The sequence below is a fragment of the Anaerolineales bacterium genome (assembly GCA_025808555.1).
GTDB lineage: Bacteria > Chloroflexota > Anaerolineae > Anaerolineales > UBA11579 > JAMCZK01.
Genome location: CP075526.1, coordinates 238,786 through 256,854 on the forward strand (window position 1 = coordinate 238,786; position 18,069 = coordinate 256,854).

An 18,069-nucleotide genomic window follows, 5' to 3' on the forward strand; every position below is an offset into this window, starting at 1 on the left:
CTGGCCGGGGCGGGCGAGAGACACCAACCCCGGCCAGCTTTCAGTTTCTTAGTTACCCGGCTCCCAGCCAATGACCACCGAGCCGCGCACAGGATTCGTAGCAGCCCCCTGCTCGACATAAGCGATCTTGACCGTCTCGCCAGCCTTGACAAACGCCTGCTCCTCGTCAATAACGAAAGCCTGCTTCACGCCAGCCGCCAGCGGGGAGGCAGTGCCGCCCACCGAGGCCGCGATAGTCCCGGCCAACGTGCCGCCGGAGTCGTACTTCAGCAACGACAAGGCGTAGGCCGTGCCAGCACCCTGCCCAGCAGCTTCTTCAACGGCGTAGCCGTACTTGATGCGCAAACCACCGCCCAAAGCGGCAGACGGCGCAACCAGCGCGTTGATGTTCTCGGCGTTACCCAGCGCCTGAGGGAGGACTACAGTAGTGATATTGAAATTTCCAGCCATGTCATCCTCCTTTAGCTGACGGGCAGCGAAGCATCGAAGGTCATCTTCACGCCGCGGTTCGGGCGCCACACGCCGTTGGCGTAAATGCCGCTCATGTTCAGTTCCAAGCCACGGCGGGATTCGTCGCGCTGGGGGCGGACGCGGATAGCGCGACGCCAGTCAATAGCAATCGCCTCACGCGGGAACACGCCACCGGTGAAATCACCCTGGTTGTCCGGCTCAGCGAATACCTGGTAGACCTTCACGCCCTGGTACACGGCGAACAGCACGTTCGCACCACCGGACGTGGTCATCTTGTCCTGGAAGTTGGGGGCGTTCACCACCTGAGCGCCAGCCACAGAGGCGGTCTTGGCCAGCACCGCAGCCTGGTAGCCGTGGATCACGGCAGACACCGGCTTGCTGGCACTCTTGTTCACGCCGCGGGCGATGGCAATCGCCGCACCCAGATAACCCCAAGTGATGGCAGTGCCGGCCGCGCCCACAGTGCCACCCGTCAAGTCGCCCAAATTGGCGATCAGGTCGGACTCCACGCGGTCATTGGCCGCAAAGCCCAGCTCGCGGGACGCGTCGGTCAAAATGCTTTCAGGGGCTTCGGACTCAGCGCGAGCGTCGGTGATGAAGAACTGCAAGCCGATTTCGTGCGGGGTCAGCGTCTGGTCCAGCGCCGGGGTGAAGGCATCGCTGGTCAGGTCATCAGAGTCGGTGATGCTCTTGGCCGTTCCCTTGTTGTACTGGTAGCCCTTGCGAGGGTTCATCCCCGACATGTCGGAGAATTCCTGTACCAACGTGGGCATCAGCTGCGCCTCACGGATTACAAAAATGGCATCTTCCTGCACCGCCTGTGCGATGGCAGAAATATTGCTCCAGTCGTTAATTCCTTGCGTCATTCCTTTCCTTAGCCGATCAGGCGTTTGCGCTTCTGCTCGGGAGTTTCGTCAGTCGTTTCCGTCTGGCGAGAGAAGGGCAGCCTGGGCGGCACTTTCTTGTTGATGAGATGAGGCTTCGCCTCGGCCAACTCTTTCACCGCTTTCGCCACATCCTCCGCATCACCCAGCAAGGCAATCGCCTCTTTGGGGTCGTGGAAGTTCAGCTTGGCGGCTTCGGCAATCACGTCAGCCTCGTACTTCACCTTTTTGGCCTGTTCCTCCGCCGCTTTCTTGTCGGCTTCGGTTTTGGCCTGCAGGTCTTTGAGTTCAGCCTCGCGCTTGTCGGCCAGCTCTTTGTATTGCTGCTGGTCGGCCAGGCGCTTTTCTTCGGCTTGCTTCTCGGCCTGCTTGAGCGCATCCAGTTCGGCCTCGGCCTTCTTGGCGCGCTCGTTCACTTCGTCAAAGCGGTGTTTAGGGATAAGATGCTCGGCGTTTTTCGTCTCCGCAGACGCTCCCTGCTCCACTTTGTTTTCGGCGGTTTCCTCCGCCTTCTTCTGTTCCTCGGTTTGCTCGGTCATGTTTCCCTTTTCGTTTTTTTCGTGCAACGCCCACGTTAGAAAATAAAAAGCCGCCTTGATCGGGCGGCGTTCCACAAAGGGGATGCTGCCAAAACAAGGCGGCGTTCTGACAAAACGTCAGGATGCCAATATGCGGTTGTCGGGTGCTCGGCTGAATTTACGACAGCCTTACGCCGATTTGCAGGTACTGTCCAGTTGCCTGCACACACCCGCTTACAACATGACTAGCCTAGCAGATTTGAATCTGCCTCGCAACTAATTTCTGCGAACTCAGAATATCAAATATCCGCCCATTCCGCTATGTCGTGATTACAGTATCAGATTTGGGATGGCTTCGCTACCCCACGGGCGCCTCTACGCAACTCTGCGGTGGTTGGGCTTATTCCCCAGCGCCGCTCAATGGCATCAATAATTTGCAGGTAGCCTTTACGCAATGTCAAGTCGCGCTGCTTGTCCAGCTCATCCGGGGGGATGACCATTCGCACATCGTCCGTAGCATCAATCTCCGGCGTGCCTGCCTGAGCAAGGTTCATTTCAACACATCCTTCAACGGCGCTACAATCCGCATATCGCCGTACACCTCGTCATGATGCGTGGTGCTCAATTCCCCAAAGCGTAACGCACCATCCTTATACGCCTGGAACCTGCCCGGCCCCATCATCTGCAACTGTGTACTGTCGGATTGCTTGTCGAACCATGCCTCGCCATTCTCGTCCACCAGGCTCACCCCGGCCACATTAGGGAGGGCCAGGCACAAGCCGTTGAAATGGTCGTTCAACGTCTCGGTAGCGGGATGTACAGAGCCGTGCATTTGTACGCAGGACATGCAGTTATGAACAACTAGGCCATTCGCAATATAGCTATGGTCGTCCTCCACCTCGAAGTTGTAAACTCGCGTATGTTGGACATGGTTTTCCGAACTGTATGGTAAAATAACGAGATGATTACTTCCAAATGCGCGTTGTGTTCGAGAGAATTCAAAACTCACGCCGCCTGGGTCGCCAAAGGCCGGGGAAAGTTCTGCTCGCGAGTTTGCTACACCAAGCACCAGTCTATCCATCCACACACCAAGCGCGGAAGGGTAGCTCTGCCAGCGGCGATCCTGAAATGCGCCGAATGTAATAAATCGTTCAAGGCTCCCCAGCACAGAAAAGACAGAGCCTATTGCAGCTTGGCCTGCAGAAGCCAAGCCACCAGGCCGAAGAAAACGTGCCCTCAGTGTGGGAACAAATTCACTGTTTTTCCTTCCCAAGATAGGATCGTCTATTGCTCGATTAGCTGCGGAGTTCGAAGCAGAGGCATAACTCTTAACACCACTTGCAAGCGGTGCGGGAAACAGTTTTATTCCCAGCCTGGCAAGCCCCGTCATTACTGCAGCGAACTTTGTCGACGTCCGCCCGTCTTCAACACCTGCCTCACTTGCAAAAAGAGCTTTCGCGTAGTTCCAGCATCGAAGCGCCAAAAATTCTGCTCTCCCCAATGCTATCGCCGCTACACCGGAGAAACTACGCCAGAGATGAACTTTCGAAAATGCCTGAGCAAGATTGGAGCGGAGTTTATCCAAGAATACGCCGTGCCCGGATGGCGATACCCCGTTGATTTCTTTATCCCGAAACTCAACCTGATTGTAGAAATTGACAGCGAGTACTGGCACAATCGAAAAGCGGTCAGAGAACGGGACGCCAAGAAAACGAACTGGCTCACTGCTGAAGGGTTTCGCGTGCTTAGGATTAGCGACTCCGGCCTTTACGGCAAAGTCAGCCCCGACATGGTGGCTATGGTGCAAAACGCTGTCGCCAACCCGAACATTTGACATTTCCATCCACTCCGCGCGCCCATCCCGCACAATCAACACGGGGTGATCTGTCGTGCCGGCAATTTTCCCTTTGGCCGATACAATCTCCGCCATCCTCCCCCGATATTCTCTCGACATTGTTTCGGTTACACGCTTCCACGCCCCAGTATGCGTAAGCACAATATCGCCAACAAGAACATCCTCGATGGGCACGCGCCCTCTGGCGGTCTCAATCTCTGTGCCCGCAGGAAAGCACGTTCTGCCCGGGTCAAGCCGCGAGAACCAACTCCACGACTCAATTCCGTTGGCCATATAGCTGGCGTGGTTGGCGTAGCGATAGCTGTAAATCTGCACCGTGCGCGTCATCCGCAGACTATCCGTCAATCCCAACCCGAAGGCGCGGTCAATCGCCGCAGCAATGGTCTGCGGGTTCTGCCCCATCGCTACGCCATCCGATATTGCGTCCGCTATACGCTGCACTGTGTACGGGGCCAGGTTGCGGATACGAGCATACAGCGGGCCGGAGGGGTCTAGAAACGCCGCCAACTGCTCCACGGCATCTGCGCTCACCACATTCGCCCGCAACCCGTACGCGCCGAGCATGGCTGCTCCATTCTCCACGCCGATCACAAAGCCCTGATGACTGGCCCCGCGCATCACCACCATCAGCAACAGGGAGAATTGCACCAGCTTCTCTCCTAGCTCATCCATGAGCCGCTTGTATCGGTCGCTGCGCTGGACACGCGATACTGACGGATTGCCCATCAGTTCAATCTCCATCAGCAGCGCATCAATGCTGGCGTTCAGTTCATTGCGTATCGGCGCGTAGGCAGAGAGCAGCTGCTGGCCCTGCAGAACATCAATCTGCGTGAGCTGGCTGCGGAAACGCTGGGCGAGGGCGAGTGGGCTAGTTGGCATTTACCGCCCCATACGCCACAGTTCGATGATCGGGAAAACAATACAACAAATCAGTATCGTGACGAAAACAACAAGTGCAGGGTCAACAGTCATGAAATCAATCCTTTCTCTACGCTCCCTGGTTGAACGCCGCAATCAGCCGCGCCCCCAGCTCGCCTTGTTGCTCGGTAGCTTCTTCCTGCATACGCACTTGCTCCTGCTCCCAGTCGTAGCCACGCAAGCCCGCTGCCGTCTGCTTGCTGACAAACTTCGCGTCCACGTCCGAGCGCAGTTCCTCGGCCAGCTCGCGGGAGTTAGTGGGCGTTACATCGTTCGGCCACACCACAATACCACCGCCAAACTCTGCCCACGCCTCATCTTTCAGCACCAGCAAGCGGCGATTTATCTCGGTCAGCAACTCACCGTATAGGTCGCGCTTGTCGGCCAGCTTCTCCAGCGCGTCTTGATACAGCACACGGATGGCAAAGTTGGTGAGCTGCCCCAGCTTGTCCTTGACGTTGGCCGTGTTCACCGTCTGGCCGAGGTCGTAGGTCGTTTGTATCAAAAAGCTCAAGTAGGCCATGCTGGAGTTGAGGTCGCTCTGCATCTCCAGGTTGTAGACTTTGACGGCAGGGTCAGGGTGAGTCCACATCTGATCGCCAGACATATCCGCCACCGGCTTGTCATCGGTGTTCTGCGCCACCTGCTTCACACCCGTGCCGATCGTCTTGGGGTGGGCGTGGTAGCGAATGATCTTGCTCAGATTGCCTGCAATGTAGTTGATACGGTTCTGCAAGCCCAGCAGCCCTTCCACATCGCTCTCGCCGTACGGAGTGAAGTCGGCGGGCAGGTTCTGGCCGTGAACAATGGGCGGGAAGTCGTAAGGCCACTCCACGCTATCCAGCACTTCCCAGCGCTTGCCGCCAGCAGCCTGCTCCACCACCACCATCCACTTATCACCATCGCGGTAAGTGCGCTCGCGTCTGACCTTCTGCTTGCCGTCCACCATCGCCAGCCAGGCCTGGACATACTCGGCAACAGTGTCGGGGTCGCCCTCCTCGGTGATGATGCGCATATTGTCCGAGGGCAAGGACACCAGCCGCGGCACCCCTCCCGCGCCATCAGGCACGATCTTGACGTACACCGTGCCATAGGTTGCTCCGGTGTGGCCGAGGTTCTTCAAGAAGATACCCTTGCGATTCTCCTCCCACACTTCGTCAAGGTAGGCTTCGGCAGCGGCGTATTCCTCGCCCTCACCCAGGTCAAAGCTGATGGCCTTGCCAAACAGCATAGCCACGCTTTTCTTGACCACCTTGTCCAAGACGTTGATAACAATGTTGTCGTCTGGCTTGTTGAGCTTCACCGCGATCTGCTTGGGCTGGTCGCCATCCAAATACTTGCGGTACGTTTTCATCTGCTGGCGGCGCAGACGCTCCTCGCCATCCAGCGTTTCGTACAGCGGCTCCCAAATCCAATCGCGGAACGAGTCCGCCATGTTGCTAAGAAATCCCATGTCCTTTCCTTTACCCGTCAATCGTAGAACGGGTTCTCGACGTACTCACCCGGGCCACCTAAACCACTCAGGTTATCCAGATACGCCACCAAATACCGCATCTCATCCAGCCCGTGGTCTTGCTCCTTCACGGGCGTATCCTGCTTCTTGTCGCTCCACCGATACCCATCAATCTCTTCCTCGGTGCATGTCGGCTTCTTCGCCGCCTGCAATTCCTCGTCTACGTCGTCAACCGCATCCCGCACAAAGAACAGCCGCTTCTTGACCAGTCGCTGCTTCACCGCCTGGATGCCGGGCATTACCGCTTTGTACGCCGCCTGCGTTGTGATGCCCAGGTGCTTCTCCAGCGTGGCTCTGTCCTCCGCGTCATGGTCAGTGATCCACGCCTCAATTGGCAAATCGCCCACCATCTCACGGATAGCCGGGGCATGTTCCTCCACCGTGCGCTTCTTGCGGTAAATCTGCTTCCACCGGTAGGCTCTGTTCTCGCCGTCCACGAACCACAGCGAACACGACAACGGATTGGTGAAGCCAAAGTCCAGACTGACAATCCAGCGCCCATGCTTGCTGACCTTGACGGTGTCGCGCTCCACCAGGTGTATGCCACTGTCGTACTCCGGATACACCGCGCCTTCGGCCTGCACCCACAAGCCCAAGTAAAGCCGCTGGTAGTACACGCCCGTGAGCGTTTTGAGCATCTCAATATACGCCGCGGGATTGTGCGGGTTATCCTCTGGGCGAGAGTAGTACACCGAAGCCCCGTTACCTAATATCAAATCGCGGTTGATCCAGTGCATCGGCCCGTCAGGATTTGTCGCAAACATCACCTGCGTCCAACTCGCCGCCTTACCGCGCATACGGGAGTAGATGACGTTCTTGTCCTCCTCCGTCAGCGCATTGGCCTCGTCGAACGCGGCAATATCCACCGAGCCATCCTTACCGATGGATTTCAACGCCTCGCGCTGTTCCTCCCCATCTAAGCCGACTACCCATATGTGCGAGCCGTTCTTGTACTCGAACAAGCCATCACTTTTCAGGAAGCGCCCCCAATCCGTGCCGCCCATCACTGTGTGCCTCAGAAACGGCACCACGGACTTGCCCGCCGAGGTTCTGTCCTTGCGGCCAACTATCCCAGTAGCCCCAGGGTATTTGAGCACGAAGGCGTGCAGCTTCTCCAAGAGAAGCCTTGACTTGCCGCCACCCGCCGCCCCCGTTAGAAGCATTACGGGCGACTTGTCTTTCCACGGCTTAATCTGCCATTCTAAAGGTGCATATACCGCCGCGGCGGTCATTCTCCATCCCAGTCGTCCGGTGTCACCGCCACATAGCCCTTCAGCTTCTCGCCGCCTGACGTTATGTCCACATGCTTCACCATCTTGCCGCGCAAATCAGCCAGGAACTGCGCCGCCCTGGTATCCCGCTTTGAACCCGTTGCCTTTGCTATCTGCGCCTCTACAATGGCCGGCATCGCTCCGTCAATGCTGAACACCCACAGCGCATCCCAAGCTTTCACAAAGTCAGGGTCATTCCGCAGCCAGTCGTAGAATGAGCTGCGCTGTATCCCCGCCTTCTTGCACAGGTTGAGAATAGTGGGCTTTCCTGTTACTTCGCGGGCGGCTTCGAGAAACACCTTCTGCTTAGGGGTCGGCACCCAGTCTGTAGGGTTGTGCGCGTTTTCACTCACGTCTGTCATCGTAATACATAATACAAAATACGCACCCCCTCTCGCTATTCCACCGCGTAGAGCCCGCCTCTGTCATCCTCCCAGAACAGCACTCCGACTTCTTCCGCAAAGAGCAGGATGTTCTGCGCCGTCTGGCGTGGCCAGCACAGCAGGCGGTTCAGCTCATAGGCTGTTTTGCCCGGGAAACGATTGATCGCCCGCTTCAGGGTGTCAAGTCGCTCCTCGCGCTCTTCCAAGGGAATTACTGGAAAGGCTATTCTGGCTCCTGCAACTCTTGGATGCGGGCGCGGATGGCGACAGAACCAGGCCACGGGTCTACTTCTTTCAATGCCTCTTCCAGCCCCTCGATGCGGCCAGCGGCGCGGGCGGCACTTTGAACCTGCCGGGCAAAAATCCTCAACTCTTCGTTGAGTGGAAGACGTGATGCTCGGAGGTCTTGTAGGCGCGCCGCCAAGTCGTCCGCCAGCTTCTCTAGGTCAGTCATGGTTGCTCCTCGTATTCCTCGGGGGCATCGTATTCAAAGATTTTCAGAACCTTGTGCCCATTTGGGTATAAGTCCTGGGATCCTAATACTTCCACAGCGCATCGACCCGCCACATCTTTATCGGGTGCAGATACAAAGAATTTGTCTGCTGTACCTACAATTAGAGACTTGTAATCTTCTCCTGCAGTGATTTCCCACGTCTTGTTTGGGCAGCCGCGGTTGTGCTCCATTTCTTCCAGGAAAACCCCGCAGACTTTGCAGTGACTTTCGCTCATTACTCCGCACCGCCTTTCTCGGTTTGCTCCTGTTCGTCTACACCAACATGCAAGGCTAGCTCAGCACATCCCAAGCATGGCAACTCAAAGTCATGCACAGGGCAACGCTCTTTCTCGGATTGGAGCAGGGCAGCCAGCTTGCAGTCCACCAGATGCTCTCCGTCAGACATCGGAGCATCGCATTCAGGGCATATAGCATTCCCTTCGTATTCGCTACCGTCATAGAGGGTGCCCGCCCACTCTAGGCTGCGCAGCATCTCGTCCTTGCGCTTGTTCTCGGCGCGGGCTGCGATGAGGGCGGATGCCAGGCGGTCGGCGCACTCTTGTGAATACGAAGCGTCAATGTGCTCCTTGATGCCCGCGATGTCATCGCGGTCTTGCTCCGTCAGCAGGGATAGGTCTTGTTGGTCGGTCATTTCTTCTCCTCGATTGCCCAAGCAATTGCCAGCAAAGCGAACACTTGGGCAATCGCCACCGCATCAAACCCATTCCATTCCGGGCCAGAAACGATCCCAAAAACAGAGTGGATGAACAAAAAAATGCACGAAAAAATCATGTTCGTCTTCATCACGCCACCACCTTTCCTAACTCTCTCATGTAGTATTTCCAGCGATCATCCAGCCTCAACTTCGCCGGCGCGTCTTCCAGCCACTCCAGCAGCTTCTCGCCATACCCAGCTTCAACCAGGCTGTCAAAGTGCTTTACCGCATTCGCCCAGTTGTCTGCCACCTTAGTTCCTGCGTTGCAATTGGCACAGGATGGCTGGGCGTTCAATGGGTGACTTAGCCACTTCTCGAACCGCGAATCACGCGAGAACAAGACATGATGCGCTTGACTGGCCACCAACAGGCAGCGTCTATCTGGCCTCCCGTCCGCCGCAATGACAAGGCAAGGCTGGGGAGTGTCGCGTATGGACTGGCTTATGGCGTTCCAGGTTTTCACATTTACACCGAGAACGGCTCGCTCTTGACTGCATATCCGGCTTGAGATAGCTTGGCAAACATCTTGCCTGCTGCCGGAATATTCCACGAGTGGACTACCACTTCTTTGACATTCGGCCTGTTTTCAACCATCCAACGCACAACCTCCATCCCGCAATCCTCTCGATCACTATCCACAAACACTTCGCCGCCTAAATCGTGATCCAGATGCACCAAGTCAAAGGTGGCTTTTGCCAAAAAATCAATTGCTTGCGATGCTGTTCTTGCAATGAGTAGGTGGGATTGGCCTATTTTCCCGAAATGACGCTTCGCCACCTCAATGCGGTCTTCGTTATCGTCCAAAAACAAAACCCACTTCATTTCCTCAACACCCTTTCCAGCTGCACCACAGCCGAGCCATCCTCAATCATTTTGCGCGTGTAGCGAAACACCTTGATTCCCAACTCCGCAGCCAGGTTGTACTTTTCGCAGTCCTTCTCAAACCCACTCCCGCGAACATGCCTACCTCCCGCCCAATGCCCACCCTCGCACTCCACCGCTACACACTGGGCAGGCCAGTAAAAGTCAAAGCGAAACCGCCTGCCCGGCGCAAAAGCGTACTCACAGATAGGCTCCGGCAGGTTGAAGGCGCGGATCTGCATTGCCAGCTCGCGCTCCAGCGGGCTATCGTTGTTAGGGATTGGCATAACCATCCTGCAAGCGCCGAATAGTCCTGACCACCTTGCGCTTCTTGCCCTTTGGGTCATGCTCCAGCGGGAACAGCTCACGACCCAGCTTCTCTGCGCGCTTAACGTCAGCCTTCGTTGGCGACGGGAGAGTCCAGTTGGCTATATCTTCTGGTGTGGCGGTGGAGTGTTTACGCATTTCCCCTCCGCGCTTGTTCCCACTCTGCCTTCAAGAACGAGATCGCCGTCATCGCAAAGGACAACTGCTGTTTCCGCCCCTCTAGTAGAACTTTGAGGGCGGCCGCTTTCTTGTCGGCGGTGTTGAATTCGTCAAACTGCACCCTGGACTCATTCGCAACCCACGCTTTCTTGTACTGCACCGTCCCTTCAGGAGATTGCAGGGTCAGTTCTGCCTCCTTGAAATTGTAGGTATTCTCTTTGGCAGAGAGGTCAGACATTGCGCTCTCGTACTCAATCAGCAAGTCGTCAATTTGCCGGGAGAAATCCCACCCTGCTTTCATGGCTTCGTGGGGCGTTGCTGGTGCTTCACTCATCTATTCCCTCCACATCATCAAATCGTCGCATAGTCTGTATGGCTGTGATGATCTTGCGCCACGCCTCCACAAAGGCCAGCAACACCCACAAGAACACCAGTACAAGAACCAGCTTCCAGTCGGTTAGTAAGCGTTCCAACACAGCACCACCACAAAGAACCCGATTAACCCAATGATGAATAGAATGTCTTTGACGCGCTCGCTCATCCTCTCTCCTTGCTCAACACGCCTTCTCCGCAGATACGATTCATGTCTTCGCGCAGGTCGTCTCGCAAAATCTCCAGGTGCAGGTTCCCGTTCAGAAAGGTCTTGAAGCCGAAGAATAGAGTTGATCCTTCACGAGCCTGGTTGATAGCGTCTACTAGCGGGCTCACATAGCCTTCAGGCAGGCCCTTCCCGTCCAGCAGATGAAAGGCTTTGTCGATCTCGCTAATCTTTTCCGCCCAATAACCGTAGCCTACAGTCACGCGGGCTTTATCCCACGAAGCCGATACCGCTCCATGCAATACGACTTTGCGCTGTACGCCAAAGTGTCGGTTTTTAGCATCTGTTTTTAACTCACCCCACTTTGGCGGCATCAGTAATTCAAAAGCGGACCGAATAACCTCTTTTTGAATTTCGCCTGCGCTGCTCCCCAGCGTGGCTAGAAAGTCGAGCACATTAGGCACCGTAATCTCCTGCACCTCGCCACTCTCTAGCTGTCTCTCCATCTGTTCGATGCGATGCAAGCTCATCATCTTGCGCGCGCCGACTCGGTCAATAATTTTTCGCCAGACTTTGCGCCGGATTTCGTCAATAACAGCATCGGCATACTCATTCGGTCTTTGTGAGCGCCACGAAATAGGACGCTGACCGCGTCGCGTCAGTCGCTCGTCACCAACCAAGCGGAAATCATCTACACCTTCACCAAAGGTAGTGTTCATGTATTTTTGCGCCTCCCCCAGCGCCGGATACGCCTCGCGCACAACACGGCAGGCGCGTTCGTAGGCATCCACCATCTGCGCCAGAGTGGCAGGCGCAATAAGGTCTCGCTCGTGGTAACTCATCGCCACTCCATCGCCGGGCGCATGTCCACGCCCTCAAGTTTGACCACCAAGCACCGCCCGTCAAAGATGCGCGAGGCCAGATACGCGTCCACCTCTTGCGGGTCGCGGTTGCTGGCGAACAGCGTGATCCCCAGCTTGCGCTCAATGTTCATTTCGTAGCGCGCGTCCACCAACGCAAAGCGTTTCTCGGCGGTGAATTCTGTATCGCGCGCCTTCTCAAACTCGTCTATCGCCAACACAGGGCAGGATTGCCAGCGTTGCATTCGCGTTTCAGCGGTTTCGCGCTTGTCTACATATTCCCCGTACACCGCGCGCAGGTTCTCCAGTATCTTCGCCATGCTTGTGTAGGTTGCGTCTTGCTTGCTTTCAAGAAGCTGGCGCACGATGATCTTCAACGCCACTGACTTCGCCTGGCCTGGCCCGCCCCAAAAGAACGCCCAGCCATACCCGCGAGAAATTAACTCGTCGGCGGCAGCTTTCATGCGCTGCACACCTGGCACAGCTTTGAGGTCATCCCACGTTACGCGGTCTTCGGGGTAGATGCCGCGCCGCTCAAAGTCGTACAGCTTTGTGGCTTCAATCTCAGGGCAGGGGAACAGCCTCCCAAAGTCCGCGTGTCCAATGGGGACTTCGCGGCGGATGAAACCTTGCCCGGCGCAGGTGGGGCAATTCGGGGCGCAGGTCATTGCTTCACCGCCCACCCATATAGACTCAGCTTGTTGATCTGAGCCTGATTCAACTCCCCAAACACGACAAAGGCGCAAGGAAACGGGGCGGGCCCCGTTTCCTTGCCGGGGATAGCGAAATAAAGCCGCCCCTTGATAAATACAACCAAGCTTGCCGCATTGATATTCTCTTGCCACCAACGAGTATCGGTGCGAGCAGGAACAAGACAAACAGTGGTTGCTTTAGAGTTGGCAGCCTTTGCTACCCATTTGCCAATCTGCCGTCCGTACGGGGGATTCATCCAACATAGGCCACTCCACTCCATCTCCAGCGCATCAGCCGAGTAATAATTGGCACACACGTTTGGACGCGTAGCGCATACGTCAAGATCCCAGGGGAAATATGGCGCCAGATCGGCAACCAAAGACGAGGGAGTTTCCCAATCAGAGCGCAGAGAAGACATCATTCCCGCCAAGCTCATCCCGCCCCCATAGCTTCCAACGCCTTACGCTTGGCTTCTTCCGCGTTGTATTTGATACCGCCTGTGTTCTTCGCGCCCCGGCCATTAATGCCTCCAGCCTTGAACGCGTCAAGCATTCCGGCAATGTTTCCAGGCTTCCAGCCGTGGCCGTTCCACGCGCGCAGCAATTCATCCCATTTGGCTAACTTCTCAGGGGTGTCTCCGACCACGCGGATCAGCTCGTCAACCCAATCTCGGTTGACGTACAGGTGCATCCGCTGCCGGTAGAGCTTGGCCGCGGGGTGAACTTGACGCTCGTCTTTCTTGCGCTTGGGGGACTCAAACTCTTGGCCTACAGGCACTCGGGTGGGTTCTGGTTTTCCCGGGCTGAATTCCTGTTCCCAGGGATCGGGGGCGGCTTCGCCGCTATCTTTATTTTGATTAGTTTGTTTAAGTGTTTCTTTTGTGTGTCTACTTGGCTGACCATTTTTTGGCAAAATCGGTCTACTTGGCTGACTAGGCCGGTCTATTTCGTTGACCGTTTCTGGTTGGTCTACTTCGTTGACCACCAACTCGTATTCAAAACTATTGCCCACCGGATAGCGCGCAATGACACCGCGCTCCACTGCTGCGGCGGTTCCGTCAGACACTCCTTGGCGGCTGAGGCCGGTCAACTCCATGAGCTGGCTAAAACTCAGGCGATCACGCGTTTTGTGCCAGCCAATAGTTTTGCGCGTCACGGCCAGCACAACTTTCAACTCGGCTTCGCCCATATCTGCCATGTGCTTGTCCAACAACAAGTTGGGGACTTGAGTATGGCTGGGTTTGGAATATCCGCTCATCACTCAGTCTTTCCACTCCAGTTGATGTACCGAAACTCCACAACAACAGGGTGTGGGTAATCGAACTTAGCCTTCCACTCAGAGACGCTGTCCACAATCGTGCTCTCAGCATGCTCATTCCTCTCGTCATACGCCTTGCTCATGTCCACAACTACGGCGTGATGATCAAGCCCGTGCATGTCCGGGCCAAAGGCCGCCACAGGAACGGCAAAGCCCGTGTGTTCAAGCCACTGCCGAACATTCGGGAACAAGACTTCGCGGGTTGAGGTTACGTCCGTCATATCGCCATCTCCATCTGCTTCGTTTCCTGCACCCATTGAGGGGCTTCGTTGCGCTCCATCAGGGCATCTTGGGCGCGTAGTCGTTGGCTCAACTTGCTCACACGCGACCAGTCCGGCGCCATGTACTCTTTTGCTTCTGCGCGACTGCGCGCCACAAACATCCCGCCGTCTAAACTGCTGACGATGTAGCAGCCTTGCGGATGGTTGGCCCTGAGCCAGTTCACCGCTTCGCGGATCGGCTTGTCATCGCGCATATCCATCCGCAGGGCTTCGTTCACCCGCTCCAGCATGGCCGGGCGGGAGATACGCTCCTCAGGTGAGCGGTACTGCAAAACAATGTCCAGCACGACTTGCGTTAGGGAATCCATACCCGCACCCTCTTGGACTTTCCGTTGATACGCGCGTTGGTGTAAAAAACACGACCCAAAACAGCCAGTAACTCCGCCCGTTTATTGCGATACAGAAGCGCAGGGCGCTGACGGCCGCCATCTTTGCGATGGTAGAACTTGGCGCGCACCTCGTCAAACCATGCGGTCGTTTTGTCCGTCACGCCGCCGCTCCTACAGGTTGAGACTTCAATAAATCCAACACGCTTACGCCCGTGTGATGTTTGGGGCAGTATTCGTAGCGCACGTCATGCTTACCCAACATCACCGCCCAGCCTTTGGAGCGCAGCCAGTTATCCAGCTTGGCTGGGTTTCCAGAGTCGGCGGCGATCAGCGTGGCCGGGCAGCCTGGCTCATCACAACTGATATGGACTTGTGGAATACGCATTACTGCTCCTTTCTTTTTCTCCGGGCTTTTTTGTGCCCCTGGCAGAGCGAGACGCGCTTTTCTCGCTTTCTAATTGCAGGCACGGACACAGCGGCGTTTCTATACCCGCCAGCACTCAGGCGGGAAGCCCGTAAAGCCATGTTTGCTTGCTGATCCAGTGGACACGTCAGGACTTGAACCTGAAACCTTCCGCATATCAGGCGGATGCTCTGCCAATTGAGCTACATGTCCATTTGAGCGGGAGGCGGGACTCGAACCCGCAACCGTCTGCTTGGAAGGCAGTCGCTCTACCAAACTGAGCTACACCCGCTTTATAAAAAGTCGCCCTGAACATCTATCCCCTCTGCTACAGGTGGCGTAGAAAGGTTCAGGACGAATGACTGGCTCAGAGACGCGGTGTGGGCCGGACAAATACTTTTCACGCTCTGAGCCAGTCACATTCGGGCAGGAGCGCGGCGCAGAAGAAACGCCGCGCTCCTGCCACTCAGAAGGAGAAGTTCTGCGTTTACCAGACGCAGAGTTCGCTGGACTAACCCAGGTGAGGGGGGCACCCGTGCTAATCCGGCGAGTTCTGCGCCCGGACTCCTTCTGATGATGTAAAGGTGCTACCGAGGCTTACCGCCCACAGCTTGGTACAGCTCCATCACTTCATCCTGCGACTTAGCCATACCCTCATCCATCTCGCGCAGTCTTTCGAGTGCAGGCTCTAGCAATGCCGTCATGCCGGTTGCCTGGAGGGCTTGCTCTACGCGGATGATCAATTCAGGAATGTCGTAACGACGCGTGGAAGCCATCCGAGCCAACGTGTTCTCGGCGCACTCCCACTTCCTGTCCTGAACCAAAGAAACAGCACTCACTTTGCATAATCCTCAATCCGGCGCTCGGCATCCTTCGCCACGCGCCTATTGCGCCACTCCATTGAAAGATGGATGGCATAAGTAACAACCAGACCCATCCCCCACCACGAACCAATCGTTGACGCGCTGACCCACCTACCCTTTTCCAAGTAAGAGAGCAGCGCGATGGCTGGCGCTACCAGCAATGACCACACAAAGCGATAGCGGAGTTTCATTTGCGGCTTGAGCACCTTGATATGCAGCTGCTCTGAGATCACCGCGAAGAATTGGGCTACAGAGTCCATCAAGCTAGCCGCGCGTTCCCATAATCACTGCGCGCTCAATGTCAGTCAAATCCCAGACGGCAAGCACGACGAACAAAAAGGTGTTATCAATGCGCTTGCAAAGAATTGGGTCAATCGGAGGCGTAGGCGCATCGAACGTCCATGTGGGATCCCAGACAATGTGATAGTTGCCTAAGTCGTGCTTGGGACGATACTGCGGCGGGACAATGGGAACCATAGCCTTTGGCTTGCGCGACCACTCCTTTCCATTCCACATGTCCCACAATGGAATGCCGGGGAACGTGCCCGCAGGGAATTCGATTGCGTCTCCATCGCGCAGCTTGCGCGCGCCCCGGTCCCACCAAAACAGAGTTTCGCCAGCCCGCGTGGTGCGCAAGCGAACAAGCCTCGCATCCGCACGCGCCACAGCCAAGATAGGCAAGCCATCTTCGTTTAGGCCGGCCGAAGTCATAGCAGCCTTCAGGTCGAGAATGCGCTTGCCCTGCGCTAAATGGCGATAGACAGTTGCAAGGCGTTCGTATTCAGAATCGTCGAACCGCTCGAAGCCTGCCTTGTATTCTTCGTAGGCTGCCTGCGCCATGTCCTTGTCCATCTCAATCTGCGGAACGTCCATTTCTCAAAAACTCTCTTTCTGCGGAAAACCCGCATGTGTCATAAACCGAAATCGGTTGTACGCTTTTTGTATGGAAATCACTTATCGGCCTCGCCCACCACCAAGTCGGCGGCATTACGCTCAGTAATGGCCGCTATCAGATCAGTTACTGTCTGATATGAAGTTGCAATTCGCTCTCTGCACGCAACCAATTGCTCGTACTTGGGGACATACCGGCCAGCCTTCCAGTCATCCAAGGCTGTATGGCTCACGCCGAGCAAGCCAGCGCTAAACCGCAAGGATTTACTCTTGCCATCAGAGGCGATATTCTTTTCATAGTCAGTCAGGATTTCCCTGATTTTATTGGCGTTCGCTTTATTTTCGGGCATGCCTGAATAATACAGGCACACCTGCGAGTTGTCAAGCGGCAATTACTAAAGTGGGTTTACATGGTAAATATAGGTATGGCAAAGAATAAAGAAATCAAGAAGCCTGAACTTGCCAAAATGGCAGAATATCTGAGGGCCGAGCATTTGAAGCTGATCTGCTCCTCAGGTTATGACATGCGGACAGATAAGGCGTTTGCCGATTATTTGGGGATCAAGGCTGACAGGCTAAGCATGTACATGAATGCAGAGGAAGGCCCGGCAATCAAAAACGCGGCAAAGATTGCCAAAAAACTTGGGCCTGAAATATTGAGTATTTTGGGCTACAGCGACATGGCAGATCTTGTTGAGGGGCAGTCCTAGGCCACTTTGGTTGGGCCGTAAAATAATGCGCCCGCCAGCTCTATCTCCCAAGTTAACCGCGAAACAAGCGAATGCATTTTTGTTCGCGACACAGGCGCTCTTTCTAGGTAAACGGTTTCAAGCGTCCGAAAAGTCGGAGAGGATATTCCTGCAGCAGTTGCCGTATCTAACAACACATTTAAAAACGATTTAGGATAAGGCTGTTCCATTAGCACCCTCCAGGGTGCTCAAACATAATAGAACACTTGTTCAAAGTCAAGTGTGAATTGCTTGACAAGGGAGTGGAAATGAAAAAAGTATCCGCAATATTGGTTCTTACAATTTTCCTGGCGAGCTGTGGCATCTCGGAAGCCAATGTTCAAGCAACTATTTCAGCTCTGCCCACCTGGACTTCTGCGCCTACGGCCACGCCGGCAGACACCCAAACACCCCATTTGGTCGTTGTAACTGCCACCCATACAGCCACGCCAAAATTTACGGCAACATCAAGCTTCACCCCCACTATCACCTATACACCCTCTCTGACCCCCAATGTGGAGCAAACAAACGAGGCCAAGCTAGAGGCAACGCAGACCGCCCGTCTAACGGCCAATCGAGGCAGCGGCTTCTTTTTAGTTGGCGTGGATATTGCGGCGGGAACTTGGAGATCAGAGGCGGGCTACAGCGCCTGCTACTGGTCAAGGAACAATGCCACAGGGGGGATTAACGATAATCACTTTGGAAATTCAGGTGGGACAGTGCATATTAGAGCCTCTGATTACGAAGTCGAATTTAACGGATGTGGACAGTGGACTTATCTTGGCCCGTAAAGGTTTT

The 18,069-nt window shown here is 55.6% G+C and carries 33 protein-coding genes and 2 tRNA genes; 2 read left to right on the forward strand and 33 right to left on the reverse strand.

Annotated elements, in window-relative coordinates; translation table 11 throughout:
• Positions 1 to 48 precede the first annotated feature (48 nt).
• The 32 genes from KIT08_01360 to KIT08_01515 form a co-directional block, all read right to left on the reverse strand.
• Entirely contained in the window at positions 49 to 450 is a 402-nt protein-coding gene (locus tag KIT08_01360) for a hypothetical protein (protein ID UYN89901.1), read from the reverse strand.
• 11 nt (positions 451 to 461) lie between these two features.
• On the reverse strand, positions 462 to 1,337 hold the full coding sequence (locus tag KIT08_01365; GenBank protein UYN89902.1) for a hypothetical protein: 876 nt from the start codon (positions 1,335 to 1,337) through the stop codon (positions 462 to 464).
• An 8-nt stretch (positions 1,338 to 1,345) separates the two neighbouring features.
• Positions 1,346 to 1,894: a hypothetical protein gene (locus tag KIT08_01370; GenBank protein UYN89903.1), complete on the reverse strand. Its 549-nt coding sequence runs from the start codon at positions 1,892 to 1,894 to the stop codon at positions 1,346 to 1,348.
• A 317-nt stretch (positions 1,895 to 2,211) separates the two neighbouring features.
• Entirely contained in the window at positions 2,212 to 2,427 is a 216-nt protein-coding gene (locus tag KIT08_01375) for a hypothetical protein (protein ID UYN89904.1), read from the reverse strand.
• Positions 2,424 to 4,607 carry a Hint domain-containing protein gene (locus KIT08_01380; GenBank protein UYN89905.1) on the reverse strand — a complete coding sequence of 728 codons (2,184 nt, stop codon included), beginning with the start codon at positions 4,605 to 4,607 and terminating at the stop codon, positions 2,424 to 2,426. The genes KIT08_01375 and KIT08_01380 overlap by 4 nt, the downstream gene beginning before the upstream one ends.
• Before the next feature lie 109 nt (positions 4,608 to 4,716).
• A complete protein-coding gene (locus tag KIT08_01385; protein ID UYN89906.1) occupies positions 4,717 to 6,099 on the reverse strand; it encodes a phage portal protein in 1,383 nt (460 codons plus the stop codon).
• Between the two features lie 17 nt (positions 6,100 to 6,116).
• Entirely contained in the window at positions 6,117 to 7,277 is a 1,161-nt protein-coding gene (locus KIT08_01390; protein UYN89907.1) for a phage terminase large subunit, read from the reverse strand.
• A 110-nt stretch (positions 7,278 to 7,387) separates the two neighbouring features.
• Positions 7,388 to 7,792: a hypothetical protein gene (locus KIT08_01395; GenBank protein ID UYN89908.1), complete on the reverse strand. Its 405-nt coding sequence runs from the start codon at positions 7,790 to 7,792 to the stop codon at positions 7,388 to 7,390.
• Between the two features lie 35 nt (positions 7,793 to 7,827).
• Positions 7,828 to 8,019, reverse strand: coding sequence for a hypothetical protein (locus tag KIT08_01400; GenBank protein UYN89909.1), 192 nt, complete (start codon positions 8,017 to 8,019; stop codon positions 7,828 to 7,830).
• Positions 8,020 to 8,036: 17 nt separating this feature from the next.
• Entirely contained in the window at positions 8,037 to 8,267 is a 231-nt protein-coding gene (locus tag KIT08_01405; GenBank protein UYN89910.1) for a hypothetical protein, read from the reverse strand.
• Positions 8,264 to 8,542 (reverse strand): hypothetical protein, encoded by a 279-nt coding sequence (locus tag KIT08_01410; protein UYN89911.1) that lies wholly within the window; start codon positions 8,540 to 8,542, stop codon positions 8,264 to 8,266. Before KIT08_01410 ends, KIT08_01405 begins: the two co-directional genes overlap by 4 nt.
• Positions 8,542 to 8,958, reverse strand: a complete 417-nt coding sequence (locus tag KIT08_01415) for a hypothetical protein (protein UYN89912.1) — start codon at positions 8,956 to 8,958, stop codon at positions 8,542 to 8,544. Before KIT08_01415 ends, KIT08_01410 begins: the two co-directional genes overlap by 1 nt.
• The gene (locus tag KIT08_01420) at positions 8,955 to 9,110 is read right to left on the reverse strand and encodes a hypothetical protein (protein UYN89913.1); all 156 of its coding nucleotides are present in this window, start codon (positions 9,108 to 9,110) and stop codon (positions 8,955 to 8,957) included. Before KIT08_01420 ends, KIT08_01415 begins: the two co-directional genes overlap by 4 nt.
• Positions 9,110 to 9,271, reverse strand: a complete 162-nt coding sequence (locus tag KIT08_01425) for a hypothetical protein (protein ID UYN89914.1) — start codon at positions 9,269 to 9,271, stop codon at positions 9,110 to 9,112. The genes KIT08_01420 and KIT08_01425 overlap by 1 nt, the downstream gene beginning before the upstream one ends.
• A 215-nt stretch (positions 9,272 to 9,486) precedes the next feature.
• Positions 9,487 to 9,843: a hypothetical protein gene (locus KIT08_01430; GenBank protein UYN89915.1), complete on the reverse strand. Its 357-nt coding sequence runs from the start codon at positions 9,841 to 9,843 to the stop codon at positions 9,487 to 9,489.
• Positions 9,840 to 10,169 (reverse strand): hypothetical protein, encoded by a 330-nt coding sequence (locus tag KIT08_01435; GenBank protein ID UYN89916.1) that lies wholly within the window; start codon positions 10,167 to 10,169, stop codon positions 9,840 to 9,842. Before KIT08_01435 ends, KIT08_01430 begins: the two co-directional genes overlap by 4 nt.
• Positions 10,156 to 10,347 (reverse strand): hypothetical protein, encoded by a 192-nt coding sequence (locus KIT08_01440; GenBank protein ID UYN89917.1) that lies wholly within the window; start codon positions 10,345 to 10,347, stop codon positions 10,156 to 10,158. The genes KIT08_01435 and KIT08_01440 overlap by 14 nt, the downstream gene beginning before the upstream one ends.
• Entirely contained in the window at positions 10,340 to 10,702 is a 363-nt protein-coding gene (locus tag KIT08_01445; GenBank protein ID UYN89918.1) for a hypothetical protein, read from the reverse strand. Before KIT08_01445 ends, KIT08_01440 begins: the two co-directional genes overlap by 8 nt.
• Positions 10,703 to 10,905: 203 nt before the next feature.
• Positions 10,906 to 11,748, reverse strand: a complete 843-nt coding sequence (locus KIT08_01450) for a DUF4942 domain-containing protein (protein UYN89919.1) — start codon at positions 11,746 to 11,748, stop codon at positions 10,906 to 10,908.
• Positions 11,745 to 12,434 carry a hypothetical protein gene (locus KIT08_01455; GenBank protein UYN89920.1) on the reverse strand — a complete coding sequence of 230 codons (690 nt, stop codon included), beginning with the start codon at positions 12,432 to 12,434 and terminating at the stop codon, positions 11,745 to 11,747. Before KIT08_01455 ends, KIT08_01450 begins: the two co-directional genes overlap by 4 nt.
• On the reverse strand, positions 12,431 to 12,877 hold the full coding sequence (locus tag KIT08_01460) for a hypothetical protein (GenBank protein UYN89921.1): 447 nt from the start codon (positions 12,875 to 12,877) through the stop codon (positions 12,431 to 12,433). Before KIT08_01460 ends, KIT08_01455 begins: the two co-directional genes overlap by 4 nt.
• Positions 12,878 to 12,891: 14 nt before the next feature.
• Positions 12,892 to 13,656 carry a replication protein gene (locus tag KIT08_01465; GenBank protein UYN89922.1) on the reverse strand — a complete coding sequence of 255 codons (765 nt, stop codon included), beginning with the start codon at positions 13,654 to 13,656 and terminating at the stop codon, positions 12,892 to 12,894.
• A 59-nt stretch (positions 13,657 to 13,715) separates the two neighbouring features.
• The gene (locus KIT08_01470) at positions 13,716 to 13,997 is read right to left on the reverse strand and encodes a hypothetical protein (protein UYN89923.1); all 282 of its coding nucleotides are present in this window, start codon (positions 13,995 to 13,997) and stop codon (positions 13,716 to 13,718) included.
• Positions 13,994 to 14,365 carry a hypothetical protein gene (locus KIT08_01475; GenBank protein UYN89924.1) on the reverse strand — a complete coding sequence of 124 codons (372 nt, stop codon included), beginning with the start codon at positions 14,363 to 14,365 and terminating at the stop codon, positions 13,994 to 13,996. Before KIT08_01475 ends, KIT08_01470 begins: the two co-directional genes overlap by 4 nt.
• Positions 14,353 to 14,547, reverse strand: a complete 195-nt coding sequence (locus tag KIT08_01480) for a hypothetical protein (GenBank protein ID UYN89925.1) — start codon at positions 14,545 to 14,547, stop codon at positions 14,353 to 14,355. Before KIT08_01480 ends, KIT08_01475 begins: the two co-directional genes overlap by 13 nt.
• The gene (locus KIT08_01485; GenBank protein UYN89926.1) at positions 14,544 to 14,771 is read right to left on the reverse strand and encodes a hypothetical protein; all 228 of its coding nucleotides are present in this window, start codon (positions 14,769 to 14,771) and stop codon (positions 14,544 to 14,546) included. Before KIT08_01485 ends, KIT08_01480 begins: the two co-directional genes overlap by 4 nt.
• A 158-nt stretch (positions 14,772 to 14,929) precedes the next feature.
• Positions 14,930 to 15,002 (reverse strand) — tRNA-Ile (locus KIT08_01490).
• Positions 15,003 to 15,007: 5 nt separating this feature from the next.
• Positions 15,008 to 15,081 (reverse strand) — tRNA-Gly (locus tag KIT08_01495).
• Positions 15,082 to 15,376: 295 nt separating this feature from the next.
• Positions 15,377 to 15,628, reverse strand: coding sequence for a hypothetical protein (locus KIT08_01500; GenBank protein ID UYN89927.1), 252 nt, complete (start codon positions 15,626 to 15,628; stop codon positions 15,377 to 15,379).
• Entirely contained in the window at positions 15,625 to 15,912 is a 288-nt protein-coding gene (locus tag KIT08_01505; protein UYN89928.1) for a hypothetical protein, read from the reverse strand. Before KIT08_01505 ends, KIT08_01500 begins: the two co-directional genes overlap by 4 nt.
• A 4-nt stretch (positions 15,913 to 15,916) precedes the next feature.
• Positions 15,917 to 16,525 carry a hypothetical protein gene (locus KIT08_01510; protein UYN89929.1) on the reverse strand — a complete coding sequence of 203 codons (609 nt, stop codon included), beginning with the start codon at positions 16,523 to 16,525 and terminating at the stop codon, positions 15,917 to 15,919.
• A 77-nt stretch (positions 16,526 to 16,602) separates the two neighbouring features.
• Complete coding sequence (locus tag KIT08_01515) at positions 16,603 to 16,893, reverse strand: hypothetical protein (protein ID UYN89930.1); 291 nt, start codon at positions 16,891 to 16,893, stop codon at positions 16,603 to 16,605.
• 75 nt (positions 16,894 to 16,968) lie between these two features.
• Between KIT08_01515 and KIT08_01520 the strand changes: the two genes are divergently transcribed.
• Positions 16,969 to 17,253, forward strand: coding sequence for a helix-turn-helix domain-containing protein (locus KIT08_01520; GenBank protein UYN89931.1), 285 nt, complete (start codon positions 16,969 to 16,971; stop codon positions 17,251 to 17,253).
• Here KIT08_01520 and KIT08_01525 read toward each other — a convergent pair.
• Positions 17,250 to 17,462: a hypothetical protein gene (locus tag KIT08_01525; protein ID UYN89932.1), complete on the reverse strand. Its 213-nt coding sequence runs from the start codon at positions 17,460 to 17,462 to the stop codon at positions 17,250 to 17,252. The genes KIT08_01520 and KIT08_01525 overlap by 4 nt on opposite strands.
• A gap of 36 nt (positions 17,463 to 17,498) precedes the next feature.
• On the opposite strand from KIT08_01525, the gene KIT08_01530 reads away from it, so the two are divergent.
• Positions 17,499 to 18,062 carry a hypothetical protein gene (locus KIT08_01530; GenBank protein ID UYN89933.1) on the forward strand — a complete coding sequence of 188 codons (564 nt, stop codon included), beginning with the start codon at positions 17,499 to 17,501 and terminating at the stop codon, positions 18,060 to 18,062.
• The last annotated feature ends 7 nt before the right edge of the window (positions 18,063 to 18,069 follow it).

Bases quoted from the DNA above. Each gene is read 5' to 3' on its own strand.
- KIT08_01360 (UYN89901.1), bottom strand. From the start codon at position 450: ATGGCTGGAAATTTCAATATCACTACTGTAGTCCTCCCTCAGGCGCTG.
- KIT08_01365 (UYN89902.1), bottom strand. From the start codon at position 1,337: ATGACGCAAGGAATTAACGACTGGAGCAATATTTCTGCCATCGCACAG.
- KIT08_01370 (UYN89903.1), bottom strand. From the start codon at position 1,894: ATGACCGAGCAAACCGAGGAACAGAAGAAGGCGGAGGAAACCGCCGAA.
- KIT08_01375 (UYN89904.1), bottom strand. From the start codon at position 2,427: ATGAACCTTGCTCAGGCAGGCACGCCGGAGATTGATGCTACGGACGAT.
- KIT08_01380 (UYN89905.1), bottom strand. From the start codon at position 4,607: ATGCCAACTAGCCCACTCGCCCTCGCCCAGCGTTTCCGCAGCCAGCTC.
- KIT08_01385 (UYN89906.1), bottom strand. From the start codon at position 6,099: ATGGGATTTCTTAGCAACATGGCGGACTCGTTCCGCGATTGGATTTGG.
- KIT08_01395 (UYN89908.1), bottom strand. From the start codon at position 7,792: ATGACAGACGTGAGTGAAAACGCGCACAACCCTACAGACTGGGTGCCG.
- KIT08_01405 (UYN89910.1), bottom strand. From the start codon at position 8,267: ATGACTGACCTAGAGAAGCTGGCGGACGACTTGGCGGCGCGCCTACAA.
- KIT08_01410 (UYN89911.1), bottom strand. From the start codon at position 8,542: ATGAGCGAAAGTCACTGCAAAGTCTGCGGGGTTTTCCTGGAAGAAATG.
- KIT08_01415 (UYN89912.1), bottom strand. From the start codon at position 8,958: ATGACCGACCAACAAGACCTATCCCTGCTGACGGAGCAAGACCGCGAT.
- KIT08_01420 (UYN89913.1), bottom strand. From the start codon at position 9,110: ATGAAGACGAACATGATTTTTTCGTGCATTTTTTTGTTCATCCACTCT.
- KIT08_01430 (UYN89915.1), bottom strand. From the start codon at position 9,843: ATGAAGTGGGTTTTGTTTTTGGACGATAACGAAGACCGCATTGAGGTG.
- KIT08_01435 (UYN89916.1), bottom strand. From the start codon at position 10,169: ATGCCAATCCCTAACAACGATAGCCCGCTGGAGCGCGAGCTGGCAATG.
- KIT08_01440 (UYN89917.1), bottom strand. From the start codon at position 10,347: ATGCGTAAACACTCCACCGCCACACCAGAAGATATAGCCAACTGGACT.
- KIT08_01445 (UYN89918.1), bottom strand. From the start codon at position 10,702: ATGAGTGAAGCACCAGCAACGCCCCACGAAGCCATGAAAGCAGGGTGG.
- KIT08_01450 (UYN89919.1), bottom strand. From the start codon at position 11,748: ATGAGTTACCACGAGCGAGACCTTATTGCGCCTGCCACTCTGGCGCAG.
- KIT08_01455 (UYN89920.1), bottom strand. From the start codon at position 12,434: ATGACCTGCGCCCCGAATTGCCCCACCTGCGCCGGGCAAGGTTTCATC.
- KIT08_01460 (UYN89921.1), bottom strand. From the start codon at position 12,877: ATGTCTTCTCTGCGCTCTGATTGGGAAACTCCCTCGTCTTTGGTTGCC.
- KIT08_01465 (UYN89922.1), bottom strand. From the start codon at position 13,656: ATGGCAGATATGGGCGAAGCCGAGTTGAAAGTTGTGCTGGCCGTGACG.
- KIT08_01470 (UYN89923.1), bottom strand. From the start codon at position 13,997: ATGACGGACGTAACCTCAACCCGCGAAGTCTTGTTCCCGAATGTTCGG.
- KIT08_01475 (UYN89924.1), bottom strand. From the start codon at position 14,365: ATGGATTCCCTAACGCAAGTCGTGCTGGACATTGTTTTGCAGTACCGC.
- KIT08_01485 (UYN89926.1), bottom strand. From the start codon at position 14,771: ATGCGTATTCCACAAGTCCATATCAGTTGTGATGAGCCAGGCTGCCCG.
- KIT08_01505 (UYN89928.1), bottom strand. From the start codon at position 15,912: ATGGACTCTGTAGCCCAATTCTTCGCGGTGATCTCAGAGCAGCTGCAT.
- KIT08_01510 (UYN89929.1), bottom strand. From the start codon at position 16,525: ATGGACGTTCCGCAGATTGAGATGGACAAGGACATGGCGCAGGCAGCC.
- KIT08_01515 (UYN89930.1), bottom strand. From the start codon at position 16,893: ATGCCCGAAAATAAAGCGAACGCCAATAAAATCAGGGAAATCCTGACT.
- KIT08_01520 (UYN89931.1), top strand. From the start codon at position 16,969: ATGGCAAAGAATAAAGAAATCAAGAAGCCTGAACTTGCCAAAATGGCA.
- KIT08_01525 (UYN89932.1), bottom strand. From the start codon at position 17,462: ATGGAACAGCCTTATCCTAAATCGTTTTTAAATGTGTTGTTAGATACG.